Origin of the sequence: Bacillus alkalicellulosilyticus (assembly GCF_002019795.1) — a bacterium.
Classification (GTDB): Bacteria; Bacillota; Bacilli; order Bacillales; family Bacillaceae_F; genus Bacillus_AO; species Bacillus_AO alkalicellulosilyticum.
Window position 1 is genome coordinate 2,231,469 of record NZ_KV917381.1, and the last position, 14,418, is coordinate 2,245,886.

At 36.0% G+C, this 14,418-nt stretch carries 14 protein-coding genes and 1 tRNA gene; 4 read left to right on the forward strand and 11 right to left on the reverse strand.

Annotation, left to right across the window (positions count from 1 at the left end; translation table 11 throughout):
* Nucleotides 1-72 precede the first annotated feature (72 nt).
* Genes BK585_RS11315 through BK585_RS11325 form a run of 3 tightly spaced genes read left to right on the forward strand, consistent with a single transcriptional unit; the run spans nucleotide 73 to nucleotide 2,263 of the window.
* Nucleotides 73-1,458 carry a class II fumarate hydratase gene (locus tag BK585_RS11315; protein WP_078553551.1) on the forward strand — a complete coding sequence of 462 codons (1,386 nt, stop codon included), beginning with the start codon at nucleotides 73-75 and terminating at the stop codon, nucleotides 1,456-1,458.
* A gap of 22 nt (nucleotides 1,459-1,480) precedes the next feature.
* Nucleotides 1,481-1,738, forward strand: a complete 258-nt coding sequence (locus BK585_RS11320) for a hypothetical protein (RefSeq protein ID WP_078553552.1) — start codon at nucleotides 1,481-1,483, stop codon at nucleotides 1,736-1,738.
* Nucleotides 1,739-1,756: 18 nt separating this feature from the next.
* Complete coding sequence (locus BK585_RS11325; RefSeq protein ID WP_245805818.1) at nucleotides 1,757-2,263, forward strand: hypothetical protein; 507 nt, start codon at nucleotides 1,757-1,759, stop codon at nucleotides 2,261-2,263.
* Nucleotides 2,264-2,477: 214 nt separating this feature from the next.
* Here the strand turns inward: BK585_RS11325 and BK585_RS11330 are convergent, their stop codons facing one another.
* Nucleotides 2,478-3,260 carry an RDD family protein gene (locus tag BK585_RS11330; protein ID WP_078553553.1) on the reverse strand — a complete coding sequence of 261 codons (783 nt, stop codon included), beginning with the start codon at nucleotides 3,258-3,260 and terminating at the stop codon, nucleotides 2,478-2,480.
* A 124-nt stretch (nucleotides 3,261-3,384) separates the two neighbouring features.
* Between BK585_RS11330 and BK585_RS11335 the strand changes: the two genes are divergently transcribed.
* Nucleotides 3,385-4,362: a stage II sporulation protein M gene (locus BK585_RS11335; protein ID WP_078553554.1), complete on the forward strand. Its 978-nt coding sequence runs from the start codon at nucleotides 3,385-3,387 to the stop codon at nucleotides 4,360-4,362.
* Here BK585_RS11335 and BK585_RS11340 read toward each other — a convergent pair.
* The 10 genes from BK585_RS11340 to BK585_RS11385 form a co-directional block, all read right to left on the reverse strand.
* Nucleotides 4,340-5,698, reverse strand: a complete 1,359-nt coding sequence (locus tag BK585_RS11340) for a DUF58 domain-containing protein (RefSeq protein WP_078553555.1) — start codon at nucleotides 5,696-5,698, stop codon at nucleotides 4,340-4,342. The genes BK585_RS11335 and BK585_RS11340 overlap by 23 nt on opposite strands.
* On the reverse strand, nucleotides 5,649-6,578 hold the full coding sequence (locus BK585_RS11345) for an AAA family ATPase (RefSeq protein WP_078553556.1): 930 nt from the start codon (nucleotides 6,576-6,578) through the stop codon (nucleotides 5,649-5,651). Before BK585_RS11345 ends, BK585_RS11340 begins: the two co-directional genes overlap by 50 nt.
* Nucleotides 6,575-7,705 carry a DUF4350 domain-containing protein gene (locus BK585_RS11350; protein ID WP_170885553.1) on the reverse strand — a complete coding sequence of 377 codons (1,131 nt, stop codon included), beginning with the start codon at nucleotides 7,703-7,705 and terminating at the stop codon, nucleotides 6,575-6,577. Before BK585_RS11350 ends, BK585_RS11345 begins: the two co-directional genes overlap by 4 nt.
* A 7-nt stretch (nucleotides 7,706-7,712) precedes the next feature.
* A complete protein-coding gene (locus BK585_RS11355) occupies nucleotides 7,713-8,357 on the reverse strand; it encodes a DUF4129 domain-containing protein (RefSeq protein WP_078553558.1) in 645 nt (214 codons plus the stop codon).
* A gap of 190 nt (nucleotides 8,358-8,547) precedes the next feature.
* Nucleotides 8,548-9,459, reverse strand: a complete 912-nt coding sequence (locus BK585_RS11360; protein WP_078553559.1) for a hypothetical protein — start codon at nucleotides 9,457-9,459, stop codon at nucleotides 8,548-8,550.
* A 161-nt stretch (nucleotides 9,460-9,620) separates the two neighbouring features.
* A complete protein-coding gene (locus BK585_RS11365; RefSeq protein ID WP_078553560.1) occupies nucleotides 9,621-10,220 on the reverse strand; it encodes a response regulator transcription factor in 600 nt (199 codons plus the stop codon).
* A 13-nt stretch (nucleotides 10,221-10,233) separates the two neighbouring features.
* The gene (locus BK585_RS11370) at nucleotides 10,234-11,367 is read right to left on the reverse strand and encodes a sensor histidine kinase (protein ID WP_078553561.1); all 1,134 of its coding nucleotides are present in this window, start codon (nucleotides 11,365-11,367) and stop codon (nucleotides 10,234-10,236) included.
* 43 nt (nucleotides 11,368-11,410) lie between these two features.
* A complete protein-coding gene (gene desA / locus BK585_RS11375) occupies nucleotides 11,411-12,454 on the reverse strand; it encodes a Delta(5) desaturase DesA (protein ID WP_078553562.1) in 1,044 nt (347 codons plus the stop codon).
* A 295-nt stretch (nucleotides 12,455-12,749) separates the two neighbouring features.
* Nucleotides 12,750-12,837, reverse strand: a tRNA-OTHER gene (locus BK585_RS11380).
* Nucleotides 12,838-12,904: 67 nt separating this feature from the next.
* Nucleotides 12,905-14,350 carry a DEAD/DEAH box helicase gene (locus BK585_RS11385; RefSeq protein WP_078553563.1) on the reverse strand — a complete coding sequence of 482 codons (1,446 nt, stop codon included), beginning with the start codon at nucleotides 14,348-14,350 and terminating at the stop codon, nucleotides 12,905-12,907.
* Nucleotides 14,351-14,418: the final 68 nt, after the last annotated feature.

Here is a 14,418-nt window from a genome sequence, read left to right on the forward strand (position 1 = left end):
TCTTCCCCCTTATTATTCCTAAAACAATGGTTAACCTAAGGACATAACCATTTACATGAAAGGGAGAAAACGATGAAATCTATTGAACAGTATCGAATTGAAAAGGATACCATGGGTGAAATTAAAGTCCCTTTTGATGCGTATTATGGATCACAAACTCAGCGTGCCATTGACAATTTTAATATAAGTAAACATAAATTGCCTCGTTCTTTTATTCGGGCCCAAGGAATAATAAAAGCAGCAGCCGCACAAACCAATATGGAATTAGGAAAACTTCACCCTACTATTGGTAGATCCATCATTCAAGCTGCTGAAGAAGTAATTGATGGAATGTGGGATGATCATTTTGTAGTGGATGTATATCAAGCAGGTGCAGGTACCTCTCAGAATATGAATGCCAATGAGGTCATAGCGATACGTGCTAATGAAATAGCTAGTGATATTGGAGCGTTTAGAATTCACCCAAATGACCATGTTAATATGGGACAATCAACGAATGATACCTTTCCTTCTTCATTGCATATTGCTGCGGTAGAAACAATGGTTTATCAACTTCTCCCTTCCCTTTTTCATTTGCAAGCTGCATTAGAAAAAAAAGCGACTGAATTTATGCCAATCCTTAAAACAGGTCGAACCCATTTACATGATGCTGTGCCGATGCGATTAGGACAAGAGTTTTTAGGATATGCAGGGACAATTCAATCCATGTATGAGCGCATAAATCTCACGTTGCCTTCTTTATATGAACTTGGTCTAGGTGGGAATGCGATTGGAACCATCCTTCATACACATCCGAAATACCCTCAAAAAGTTATCGTAGAAATATCTCGAAGAACGAATTTGCCTTTTAAAAAGGCGGATAATTTATTTTGTTTTATGCAAAATCGAAATGCTGCGATTCAAACAATAAGTGCACTTAAGGAGCTTTCGATTCACCTCATAAAAATAACAAGTGATTTACGTCTGTTGAGCTCTGGACCTCGAACGGGTCTTTCTGAAATTAGTTTGCCCCCTGTTCAACCAGGGTCGACAATTATGCCAGGAAAAGTGAATCCAGCTATTTTAGAAATGGTACATATGGTGTGTTGTCAGATAATTGGGTTTGAAACTGCGATAACCATGGCAGGGACCGCTGGGCAACTTGAAATAAATGTGATGATGCCAGTAATTGCCTATACGTTGCTTGAATCCATTGAAATTATGTCGAATGCTTTAGAGACATTAGTAACTAAGTGTATTTTAGGTATACAAGCGAATGAGGAAATTTGTAGAAACTGGATGAATGCTAGCCTTTCTTTAGTAACCGGATTAAGTCCGAGCATGGGCTATGATTTAGCTTCAAGCATTGGAAATCAAGCGGATACACAAAACAAGACCATTCAACAAGTACTTCAAGAATTAGGGTTATATACCACTGACGTACAGCAAGCGATAGCCCCAGAGTCTTTACTTCAATAAAAAAATGAAGGGAGGAAATTTCATGAATCACGACGGCCAATCAAATCAAGCAACCGAGCAAGCTCAAAAATTCATTCAGCTAGCTCAACAAAATATTCATCAAGCCGAACAAAAAGGAAATTCGCTCAACATTGAAGTAGGACTGCAACAACTTCATCATGCGATGCATCAATTACAGAATGCACAAGGAAACGATCCGTCAAAGCAACATCTTTACAAAGAAGTGCAACAGCATTTACAGAATGCAAATGAAAAGTTACACCAAATTCAACAATTATAATGTAAAGGAGAAATCCCCTTGAAAAGTAAAAATGTAATAGTTGTCCTGATGACGGTTCTCCCATGGCTCACAGTTCCTTTTTTAGGTCGTACTGTGTTTAAAAGGTATTTCCCTGCAACGGTATTTATGAGTTTATATCTCTTAGCTGAAGGAAGACTTGCGGAGAAAAGGAAGTGGTGGTGGTTTTCTTATAATGTAAAACCAAATGTACTAGGTGAATTACCTTTAATTGTTGGACCGTTTTTTATAGGTTCACTTTGGATTATGAAGTATTCATATGGAAAGTTTGGTCTATATATGCTCATCAATGCTATTGTTGATGGATTGTTCACCTATATAGGATTATCTGGCTTTAAAAAAATCGGATACGTTACACTCGTTAGATTATCTAAACACCAATTATCACTAGTCTTTTTAATCAAAACATTTGTATTATACGGAGCTCAAGTTTTATATGAAAAGTATTTTTACACCCATCCCGCCACTCAACAAGAAACTAACCATAGAATGGGACATAATAGCTAAAACGTCTCTCTCTTCAGCAAGTTGTGAGAAACCCACTTGCTTTAAAAGAAGGTGGCGGTTTTGCTTATTGCTTAGAGGATAGAACAAAAAGGAAAAAATAGAGGGCCCTGATAAAGTTAAAAAAACAACTTTATCAGGGCCCTCTTAAAACGACCTTTTGTCCACCTTACTTTAAAACGGAACAGGCTAGCTTTATCACATTATGAATAAGTTCTTACAATTCAAATTCCCATTCTTCTTTCAAATATAAATAGATAACTAAAAGTGTATTTTCGAGTTCTTCCAATGTCTTCCCTTCTTTACCTAAACCAAGTTTCGGAAAGATAACATCGGCAATTTGCTGTGTAACTTGTTCTCTTTCTACGCTAGGAATTTGCCCGAGCCTCTCACTATACGCTTTAATTAACTTCCATTCCTTCATTTGTAAAGCTTGTATCGATGTTTCTTCAAAAGAAATCGTTTCCTTGGATAAGCTCCGTTTTTCAATTTCTTTATCTACGGTACTCATTTTTTTACTTTTCTTTTTTCTTTCATGAACAACAATTGTTCCTGCAACAATGTCCCCTAGACGCTTATGTTTTGGATGGAGGAAAATCAGAATCATTCCTAGATAGAAAATGTTGTCAATGATTCGAATTAGATTTCGAATGAAGCTTGATAATAGCGTGATACTATGACCGTTCTCTTGGATAATACGTAATCCAATTAAACGTTTCCCGAAGGTCCGTCCCCCCGTTATGTATTCCAAAAGAAAAAAATAGCCCCAATTGATTAGAAAAAGAACGATAATCGTTACAGCAATGGTGAAGTTACCCCAATCATAAAATAAGGGATTATCCATATTTACTAAATAAAGAATGAAAAGGACCAATATATTAAGTAAAGTTAAAACAACTAAATCAAGAATATAAGCTACCGCTCTACTTCCTAATCCAGCCGGTTGAAATTGAAGTGATACATATTCAGGTGTTTTGACTTCGATGTGTTGCTGATTCATCGAATTCCTCCTTTTGTATGATTTGATGTCACTTTGTTCTATCATTTTTTTTCAGATGTTGTTATGATATTGGAAGAGTAGTAAATTATTAGTTCATTGCAATTTCTTAAAAAGCAGGTGTCCTATGAATTTAAAGCAATATGTAAAACAGCATCGTGAAGATTGGAAGGAACTAGAACAATTAGTTAGTCTTTTACATAAAAATAAACGTAATTTTGCTGCAAAAGATATTCAACAATTTCACCGTTTATATCAAAAATCAGCGCAGCATTTATCATACTGTCAAACTTACTTCCCTAAAGAAGATGTTACGTTTTATTTAAATGGTCTCGTCTCAAAAGCACATAATTTATTATACAAAGACCAAGTGTCTAGCTTTAAGCAAATCCGTTATTTTTTTACAACTAAATTTATAGGCTTATTAGCTGAACAATGGAAATTTGTGTTTATTGCCATGATATTATTTACATTAGGGGCGGTTGGTAGTTTTTTTTCTGTTCTTCAAGACCCTCTTCATTTATATTCCATATTACCAGCAGAAATTGCTTATGCAGTCGACCCTGAGCAATTAGGTGTAGGACACGACTCCATTGATTCCTCATTAATGTCTGCAAGTATTATGACCAATAATATTCAGGTTGCGTTTTTAGCATTTGCTGGAGGAATTACATTTGGATTATTGACAGCATATGTATTAGTTTACAACGGGATTATTGTAGGTGCTCTTGCTGCGCTTTTTTGGCATTATGACATGACTTATGAGTTTTGGGCCTACATCGTACCTCACGGGATGATTGAACTAGTTGCGATTTTTATCGCTGGAGGTGCTGGGTTACTTATGGGCTATAAATTATTTGTACCTGGTCCATATTCTAGGATCTACCAACTTAAAGAGCAAGCGAAACGCTCTGTACAACTATTGTTAGGAACGATCCCTTTATTTGTGATAGCAGGAGTAATTGAAGGATTCATCACTCCTGCTGCTATTTCACTAGAAGCAAAATATTTTGTTGCGATTCTCACAGTTGTAGGATTGTTACTCTATATGGTCATTGGTACGATATTATTTCAAAAAGAAGCTAGAGTAACCCGCGATTCATAATGTCAATGTAATAAGAAACTGCTGTTATTGCTAGTTTATCTTCTCTGGCCTCCACCATTTGGAGGCCTTGTTTTTCCCACTTAGCTTTTTCTCTCTTCTTAAACATCATTTCCTGTTGAGCGATTGTCTTTATCATTGCTTTTTGAACAGTAGTTGGCTCTTCTTGGACTCTTTTCGTAACGACTTCATCATCTACTCCTATCATCAGAAATAGGTGCCTTTGTCTTAGTCTTTTTAAGTACAATAGAGCACTTTCCTCATGTAGAAAGGTTCTGACATCACTAAATAACAGCACAAGACTTCGCTTTTTTTGGGTTGCTTGAACATAATTGAGCACGGCGCCATAATTAGACTCAAAGGGGTCTACTTGAATGTCGTATATAGACTGCAAAATCAATTGCAGATGCGCCATCCCTTTTGCTGGTGGAACATATACTTTCACATTTTTTGAAAAGGCAATAACGGAAACATAATCCCCTTTTTGTAATGCCGCAGCAATCACAGTTAATCCCGCTTCAAGTGATTTTTCAAGACGGTTTCCTTTCTTTAGTTCCGCCCCCATCATTCTCCCGCAATCAAGTAAAACAGTAATATACTTCCCATGTTCAGGCTCATATTCATTAGTCATAACCTCTTGCAGCTTAGCTGTTTGTCGCCAGTTGATTTTTCTAGGATCATCTCCAACAACATAATTTCGGATTTTTGAAAACTCGCCAACTCCACTTCTTTGTTTTCGGATGATGTTTCCTTCATACAATAAATATTGTTGTGCGCTTTCTAAATATTGCCTCGTTTCTGTTAAATCAGGAATAACTTTAACAGATTGTTCAACTTCAATTGTTTTATGTTTTTGCCACAGCCCAAGAACACTGCTATATCGTAAATACAATTTCTCTATTTGATACAGTCCTCTAACCAGTGCAAAGGTTTCGTAGGTAACCATAGTCGAAGAATTACTTTTTATGTTTCCGCGTAACGGAAAAGAACTCCTAAAAGACTGCGGAATCCCATCGATAATTTCATACATAAACGATAAAGAAGAATTATTTATTATAGTAATGTGTATATCATAAGAAATGCTACGTTCCATTTCTTCAGGCATATTTCGTTCTATCATTACTTCACTTTTTCTTGGTGACATAAACAAATCTAATAAACTAAACAAGATAATCGCACCATTTGCAATAACAACAAAACCCCACGATAGTTCTGTAAATGTAGCAATCACCAATATAATCGAAAAAATGCTATACAATAGTAATAGTCTTTTAGTTGGTAAAATCCCTTTATCGTGGAACAGGAATCGACCCCACAAGTTCTTTAATCGTTTGGTCAACAGTCGCTCCCTCCAATTCCATATGTGGAGATAATTGAATCCGATGGCGTAATGCAGGATTTACCACGATTTTGATGTCATCGGGTGTAACATAATCACGTCCAGCTAAGAAGGCCCAGGCCTGTGCTGCTTTCCCGATTGAAATCGCAGCCCTCGTACTCGCCCCAAAGCGGATCGTTTCAGACTCCCGTGTTTTTCTAACAATTTTCATAATATAGTCTAATACACTTTCACTTAACGTCACTTGTTCAATGTCACGTCGTATTGATAAAAAGCTCTCAAGGTCAAGAACCGACTTGTCAGCAATTGTAAATAAGCGGTCTTCAATTACACGTTGTAACACTTTTTTCTCTTCCTCAAACGAAGGAAAATCGATATGTAATTTAAACAAAAAACGATCTTGCTGTGCTTCAGGTAAAGGATATGTCCCTTCAAATTCAATCGGATTTTGTGTAGCTACAACGAAAAAAACCTCTGCTAAAGAATACGTTTCTCCCTGAATAGTAACCTGTTTTTCTTCCATCGCTTCTAACAGGGCAGCTTGTGTTTTCGCAGGTGTTCGATTGATTTCATCAGCTAACAAAATATTAGTGAAGATAGGCCCCTTTAACGTCTGGAATGTACCCTCTTTCATGTTATAAATTGTACTGCCGGTAATGTCACTCGGTAGCAAATCAGGGGTGAACTGAATTCGATTAAAGTCTCCCCCTACTAAACTAGCAAGAGTTCGAACCATTTGTGTTTTCCCAGTACCAGGTACACCTTCTAGTAATACGTGTCCTCCAGATAAAATAGCCGCAAGCAAAAGTTTTACATTTAATTCTTGTCCTAGTATTCTTTCTTGATAGCTTTGAAGTAATTGATTTAATTCCGTCCTCATTCTTCAATTCCTTTCTGTAATTGATCTAGTTTTTTAGACCATCGTAAAAATTCTTGTTTACTAAGAGTGTCAGATTGTAGAGCGGTAGTTAAACCCTCTACAAAAAGAGCGATGTCTTTTTTCTTCATTCCTTTCCACTTTCTTTCTAAGTAATCACTTGTTTCTACCCAAGTGCTCTGGTAAGGAACTCCCCATTTTTCCTGTAATCGTAATTTAATATAATCGGCTTGGATTAGAAGAGAATCATGATATCTTTTTCCTCTTATAAACCATGCAGCTAATGCTTGAATCGCTTCATCACTGAATCGAACATATTCTTCACGAGCTGTCTTCAATGGACCAAATCGTTTTCCTTGATTCCAGAGCCAAAAAACGACTACTATCATTCCTTGTAGCATGACAAGGAGGAACCATTGTGGATAAACTGTCATATAGGAAGGAACGTTTTGTGGAGTATGAATGTATTCATCAAAAAACACTTCTCCGCTTCCTATCGCTTCATGTAATAATGCTAAATTTAACGGAATATGGTCTTCATCAAGCAACCAGTCATTTGCCATCCAATGAGGTGAGTTTGTGACAATAAGTTTTCCGTCACCAATGGTTTCTGAAAACGCAATCGTTCCTAACTCGTCAGATAATATTTCTTGTTGTTGTTCAGATAATTCAAAACGAATATAAGACAAAACAATCGCTGAAAAAGAATCTCCATTCTCTTTTACTACAGTACTGACCTCATCGTCACTCGGTTCAATATATGTAGGAGTTAGCCCAAACATATCGCGTGGGTTTTGACTAAACAACACGATTGTATTTCCTGCTTCCATAAATCGTATATATTCTTTCATGTCCTCTTCGACCGGTACAAAATGTGGTTCAATCATTAAAAGTAATTGGTCTTTATTCTCCATAGACAAAAGAGTAGGGGGATGATTCCTCCTTTGGACATCAACTCCTTCTCCTTCTAAGTAGGTATAAATGGCTTTTACCCCAGTAGGAGAAGGTGAGTTAGAGTCATAACTGCTGTAGTGTTTTGGCTGGTTTCCCCCAGTTACGTAGAATACAATGAACAATAAAACAATAATGGCAAACCCAATTACCCATTTTTTCGAAAACGTTGTATTCAATCGTACATCATCCCCTCTCCTCCTCGTCAATTTGTTGTTCGTCTAACCAATTCATAATTTCTGTAGAATATAATGTGTATTGCTCTTGATTCACTTCTTTTTCTCCATACGTTACGCCGTCGAATAAAAGCGCAAAGCGATAAAAAAGTGCCGCACTGTCTTGATTCACTTTGTTCAGTTCCTCATAATAATCCCAGTTTGTTTTCCATTTTCTTGCTTGTAGCCATTGGATTTCATGAAAATGTAATAACAACGCTAAAAATAAATGCCTTGAAGCCACTGTATAATTTTGTTCGTTTTCCTGGTTTTTCGCTTCATTTAAATGACGGATAGATGTCCATTGAAGCTCATGTTCAGTTTGTAACGGTGTGCTTGCCCTGAATTGCCTTGTTCTTCTTACATTGCGAGCATACATGAAAAAAATATAAAACAATATAAAAGTGATAACGATGATTATGACCAATAAAATCAAACCACCGTTTCCTCTACTTGTTTCAACAATAGGAAACCATTCTGCAAACGACTCAGCGAGCCAAAGTAAAAATCGATCCATCCATTCTTCAATAAAACCTTTAGGTTGATAGTACACCTGATACTCATCTTGTTGTAAAATCTGTTCTATTTTTTCTCTGGCATCGGTTGGATTTTCCATTTAACCACCTACTTAAGGAAAGTCGGCAAAGCCGCCTTGACTAATGCGATGTGCGGAGCCACTGCTTTCTTTTACGGAGTACTTTAATAAGCGTATTTATTATTAAAGTACTTGCAGTGTGCAGAGCCATCGCCCTTGATTGACCTTTAAAAATAAAAGGAAAGTCGGCAAAGCCGCCTTGACTGTTATATTAATTTTTTACGTCTTGATAGTCTTCTAGCATTTCAATAATGTCATCTGCGCCTTTTCGACTCTTTAAATCAAAGTAAATGATTGTATAGCCAACACTTATAACCATAAAAGTAAATAGGCCAACAAGATTAATAATTAACATATATAGAACACTGTTTCCAAGAAGTAGTCCGAAGAACATTTCGAAAGCTGCAGAAATACACGTTAAAATAATAGTGAATACAATATAAATACCAATAATCGCCCACACTCGTTTAGATGTTAAATTCCAGCTAAGACTAATCCCTGGTGCCTTATGGTCTAGGACAACTGAACCAAGATAAAAACTCCACCTAACGAGAAAAAATATAAACACAACAAATGAAATTAAAAACAAGAGTATTCCAAAAATAATATGTACGACCGGTTCAACAAAAGGTAACATCACAAACGAAAGAGCATATATTATCCCTGGAACAGCCATTACAAGTAACATAAGTAAAAAATATAGTATACTACTTCCAATAATTGGCCAGAATCGAGAGAATGCCAGTTTTATGACGGAAGAAACTGTGTAAGCTTCTTTATTTTTTATGTGATTAATCGCATACATAATGGCAGATTGGGCGATTGGGAGAAAAATGAAACTTATCAAACTTAAAAGTCCAATCAGTATCTCAGCAACAAAATTTGTTTGCATTGCACCTTCAACAAACCCGGAAAAAAGTTGTTCGTACCATACGTCTCCTTCTCCTACTGCTCTAAAGAAACTTGCACCAAAATACAGCTGGACAAGCGCTTGTATCGCATAAATCGGTCCTATAATAATTAGTACAATCAGAAAAAAATCTAAAAATCGGGCTTTGCTTAATCGAAAAGTGTGGTCTAAAATTTCCCCAAACGTTTTTGGGGTAGAAAATCCTTCTTTCACATAAAACGCCTCCTAAAATAATAAACTATAATACTCCCTATTTTAGCATTTTTTAGTAATCTTTTGTGGATAAATGACTATCTTTTCTTAAAAATCAAAAATAAGCATGTCTCTTAGGCTCTCCCTAAAGAACATGCTTATGATTTCAGTACAGTCGTTAGTCATTTAAACCAACCTTTTTCTTTAAATCTAGTTATCGCTTCAATACGATTACTAACTTCAAGCTTATCAAGGATAGATGAAATATAATTGCGAACAGTGCCGTTCGTTATAAATAGTTGTTGGGCAATTTCTTTTGTACTTTTGCCTTCAGACATAAGTAGTAGTACATCACTTTCTCTTTCAGTCAAAGGATTAGCTTCTCCGTACACTTCATCTACCAACTCAGGAGCATAAATTCGGCGCCCCTCCATCACTTTCCTAATAGCTCCTGCCAATTCCTCACTCGGACTATCTTTCAACATATAACCATTCACACCAGCTTTAACAGCTCTTTGAAAATAGCCAGACCGAGCAAAAGTTGTTAAAATAATGACCTTACAACCAGTATCATTAAGTTTTTCTGCAGCATCTAACCCAGTCATACCAGGCATTTCTATATCCATAATACATACATCAGGTTTGTGTTCTTCTACTAAACGTACAGCTTCTTCCCCATTATTTGCGCTTCCGACAACGCTCATGTCATCTTCTAGATCAATAAGAGCAGCGAGTGCACCCAACAACATTTTTTGGTCTTCTGCAATCACAATTCGAATCATGTTACCCCTCCTTTTATTCCGGCTTCGTGGAACTGTTCGGTACTGAAATGAGTACGGTTGTACCCTTATCTATGTCTGATTCTATTTCGAGTTGGCCATTGACAAACTCTAATCGTTCTTTCATCCCTTGAACTCCACTTCCCTTAAGACGGTCAAGCGGTGTTCTAATACCTATCCCATCATCGGAAATTTTGATGGATAGTTTTGTGTCTTGAGGAATTAGCATAATCGTGCAATGAGAAGCTTTACTATGTTTTACAACATTGGTAACAGCCTCTTTAATACACATGCTAACCACATTTTCTGCAATCAATGACGTATGTTGTAGCTTCGGATTTCCTTCTAAAGTAAAATCTATCGAGGCAGCTTTTAAAATTTGTTTAATTCGAAGCATTTCATCTTCAAGTTTTGTCCCTCGCATTTGCATAACAATTTCTCGTACTTCTTTTAATGCAATCCGGGCCGTTTTTTGGACATCCTTGATTTCTGTTTTAGCTTTGGCAGGATCTTTTAGAATTAATTTCGCGGCTAAATCACTTTTTAAGCCGATTAATGATAGCTTTTGACCAAGAGTATCGTGTAAATCCCTAGAAATTCGTTGTCTTTCCTCTAATTTTACTAGTTCTGATATTCGCTTGTTGGCGTCTTCTAATTGAACTTGAAGCCGGTCTTCTTTATTTTTATTGTAAGTACTCACCGGCAATAAAATGACGGCGACAATACTTAAAAACACAAAAGGAAGTTGCGTAATAAAAACACGATGTGAGACAAAACCATAATAACTGGTCGTAAACGTTGTTAACAGTAAAATCACATAAAAAGTAATAAATGCGGCGCGACTTTTCAAGTTACCTATAAAAAAGGCTAAAAATAAAAAGAAATAAATATAACCAAAAAGCAAGCTCATTGCTGCTGATATTGATATCTGCACACTGGTCCAAAAATAGACAAGCCATCCTTTAGAGACAAAGGATAGCACGTAGCATATAAAATATACGATTATCATCACAATGCCTATGACTATTTGATATGTTGATGTCGAATGGAATACAAAATAAAAAGGGAGGATATAAAACACAATCCATACATACGGACTAAGTCCGGTGCTTTTCCGAAACTTCTGATTCCATAGTTTAAGATTGTTCATAGTCCTCTCCCTTTTTGGTATTTTTTATCATTATATCATAATATTAGTTTACTTTTCGTAATAAATCTGGAACTTTTTCACCTTCAGCTCGTTGTAATGATGCTTTCACATCTTTAAACGTAACAAACCTTTTTCCATGCTCATCCCAAAGCTTAAAGCGAAGTGATTTAATACTTGTGCGTAATGTAATTGTTGTTGCTTTTTGTAATGGTGGTGTCGAATTATGAGCTTCTTCTAAATTATAATTAGGAACTCTTGGACTTAGGTGATGAACATGATGGAATCCGATATTACCAGATAACCATTGTAACAATTTCGGTAGTTTATAATAAGAACTTCCTTCAACTGCCGCTTGCACATAGTTCCATTCCTCTTCATTTTCAAAATAAGAATCCTCAAATTGATGCTGTACATAAAATAACCAAATTCCAAATAAAGCTGACATAAATGCAATTGGCCCTTGAATTAATAGGAATGCTTGCCAACCGATTGCCCAACATAACGAAGCATACAGAGCAACAATTAAAATATTTGTAATATACGTATTTATTCTTTCTGGACGTCTTGCTGCTCTTCGATTAAAACGATATTCAATTAAAAATACACCAATTGGACCAAGACCAAACATTACAAAAGGATTACGATAAAAGCGGTACCCGATTTTTTTCCAAACAGATGCTTCATCATATTCTTTAACTGTTAATATCCACATATCACCTACACCACGTTTATCAAGATTACTACTTGTCGCATGGTGAATAGAATGCGTTTGCTTCCATTGTTGATAAGGTACTAATGTTAATACACCGATAAGCGTGCCGACAATGTCGTTTGCTCTTTTGCTCTTAAAGAATGATGAATGTGTGCAATCATGCATGATAATAAATGAGCGTACGAGAAAACCAGATGCGACTACTAATATAGGAAATGTCAACCAATATGAAACAGAAAGGCTAAGGTATCCGATATACCATAAAGCAAATAACGGACCTAATGTGTTCACCATTTGCATTATACTTTTTTTCATGTTAGATTGCTCGAATGGAGCAACTTCTTTTTTTAATTGCTTAATTTTAGGTACTGACATCATAAAACCCCTTTCAAATGTAAAGCTTAGTAAGTTATGATTTGACTTATTATTTTAATGTTAAATTGTTACTATCATTATTATAAGAAGTTTTGGTATGACATTTAAGTCATAAACGTCAATTCAAACGTATGACAAATGTCATATAGGACAAACAACCAGTTCCAACAAAAAGCTGGTAAAACAACGGTTATACGATAAATATTAAATTCTAGTAGCAATACATTAGAATTTTGTAATACAATACAAAAAAAACTGATGAGACGATACTCTCACCAGGTTTTTTTTCGTTGGATGGACTTGGCGGGGCTTGAACCCGCAAAATGCACAATAATTAACCCAATGTAACCACTGGCTGCTCTATCCCTTTGAGCTACAAGTCCATATGTAAAAGCATTACATAGTAAGTATGTCTCCAACTATTCTTTTTATTCCAACCAAACATTTTTTTTACTCTTTCGCTTGATATACTTTCAGTTGTTTTCCTTTAATTGTAGTTGTTTTCATTTTTTCTAGAACATGTATGCCTTTGCCATTTAGAATATCAACAAAAGTACTGTTCTCTTGTATCGTAATGATGCCAATGTCATCTGCGGTTACCCCTGGTAGCTTTGAAAGAGTACCAACAAAATCAACTGCTCTTAATTTCTTCTTCTTACCACCATTAAAATAAAGCTTCATAATTCCCTCATTAACCTGGTCCTTTTTATCATTTTTTAACGGTGGCCGTTTTATACGTTTTTTTTCAAAAGCATCCTTTGCCCTTATGACCTCGTCATGAGGCGGTGGTGTTCCCCTAGGTATAGTATATCCAAGTAATTGTTCGGTTTCCTTTAGATATTTTTCATCACTCGGAGTTAAAAAAGTAATTGCTTTTCCGTTTTTACCTGCTCGTCCCGTTCTTCCTGTGCGATGAACATAGCTTTCTTTTTCATATGGGAAATCATAATTTATGACATGTGAAATATCTGCAATATCAATCCCCCTTGCAGCAACATTGGTAGCAATTAAATAACGAAATTGTCCTTTTCGAAAATCATTCATAACTGAAAATCGGTCTTCCTGTTTCATGCCACCATGTATTTTCTCGCATGGATAGTTCGCTTTTTTTAATTTTCGATAAAGATTATCAACTTCTTCTTGTGTCCCACAAAAAATGATACAGCTATCAGGATTCTCCACAATCGTAACATCAAGTAACAAATTAAATTTATTAGCCTCGTTAACCTCAAGAAGAACATGCTCAATTTTACCAACAGTTGTTTTTGATGTTTGAATCTCAATTGCCTCATGGTTGCTCATGTATTTTTTACTTAACTTCTCAATGTCTTCCGGAAGGGTAGCTGAAAAAAGCATCGTCACCCGTTCACGTGGAAGTTCGTTAATAATTGCTTCTACTTGGTCAATAAATCCCATGTTTAGCATATCATCCGCTTCATCAATGACAAGATATTTAATCTTATCAAAAACTAATGTACCTTTTTGGATATGGTCTAGTATCCGACCAGGGGTACCAACGACGATGTGATTTTTCTGTTTTAGTTCAATTTTTTGTCGTTCAAACGATTGTTTACCAAAGATAGCAATTGCTTTCATACGTTTAAATCTACCGATATTTAAAATGTCTTCTTTGACTTGAACCGCTAATTCCCTTGTAGGTGTTAACACCAACGCTTGTGGTCTATTTTCATCCCACTCGCAAAGTTGACATAACGGAATCCCGAATGCGGCCGTTTTACCACTTCCAGTTTTTGATTTAACGACTACATCTTTCTTAGTTAACACAATTGGAATGACTTTTTCTTGGACTTCAGTTGGACGATCGTACTTTAACTGTTCTAATGCCCGTAGTATACCATCGTTTAATGAAAAGCTTTTAAACCCATCTTGTTTCATAGTAGAGACCCTCATTTGTTTTTCTTTTTATTGTACCCATAGAAAAAAGCCTACAATCCTCATTAGGG

What these genes read in the sequence shown, in the direction of transcription:
- BK585_RS11315 (WP_078553551.1), top strand. Translation starts at nt 73, where the DNA reads ATGAAATCTATTGAACAGTATCGAATTGAAAAGGATACCATGGGTGAA.
- BK585_RS11320 (WP_078553552.1), top strand. Translation starts at nt 1,481, where the DNA reads ATGAATCACGACGGCCAATCAAATCAAGCAACCGAGCAAGCTCAAAAA.
- BK585_RS11330 (WP_078553553.1), bottom strand. Translation starts at nt 3,260, where the DNA reads ATGAATCAGCAACACATCGAAGTCAAAACACCTGAATATGTATCACTT.
- BK585_RS11335 (WP_078553554.1), top strand. Translation starts at nt 3,385, where the DNA reads ATGAATTTAAAGCAATATGTAAAACAGCATCGTGAAGATTGGAAGGAA.
- BK585_RS11345 (WP_078553556.1), bottom strand. Translation starts at nt 6,578, where the DNA reads ATGAGGACGGAATTAAATCAATTACTTCAAAGCTATCAAGAAAGAATA.
- BK585_RS11355 (WP_078553558.1), bottom strand. Translation starts at nt 8,357, where the DNA reads ATGGAAAATCCAACCGATGCCAGAGAAAAAATAGAACAGATTTTACAA.
- BK585_RS11365 (WP_078553560.1), bottom strand. Translation starts at nt 10,220, where the DNA reads ATGATTCGAATTGTGATTGCAGAAGACCAAAAAATGTTGTTGGGTGCA.
- BK585_RS11370 (WP_078553561.1), bottom strand. Translation starts at nt 11,367, where the DNA reads ATGAACAATCTTAAACTATGGAATCAGAAGTTTCGGAAAAGCACCGGA.
- desA (WP_078553562.1), bottom strand. Translation starts at nt 12,454, where the DNA reads ATGTCAGTACCTAAAATTAAGCAATTAAAAAAAGAAGTTGCTCCATTC.
- BK585_RS11385 (WP_078553563.1), bottom strand. Translation starts at nt 14,350, where the DNA reads ATGAAACAAGATGGGTTTAAAAGCTTTTCATTAAACGATGGTATACTA.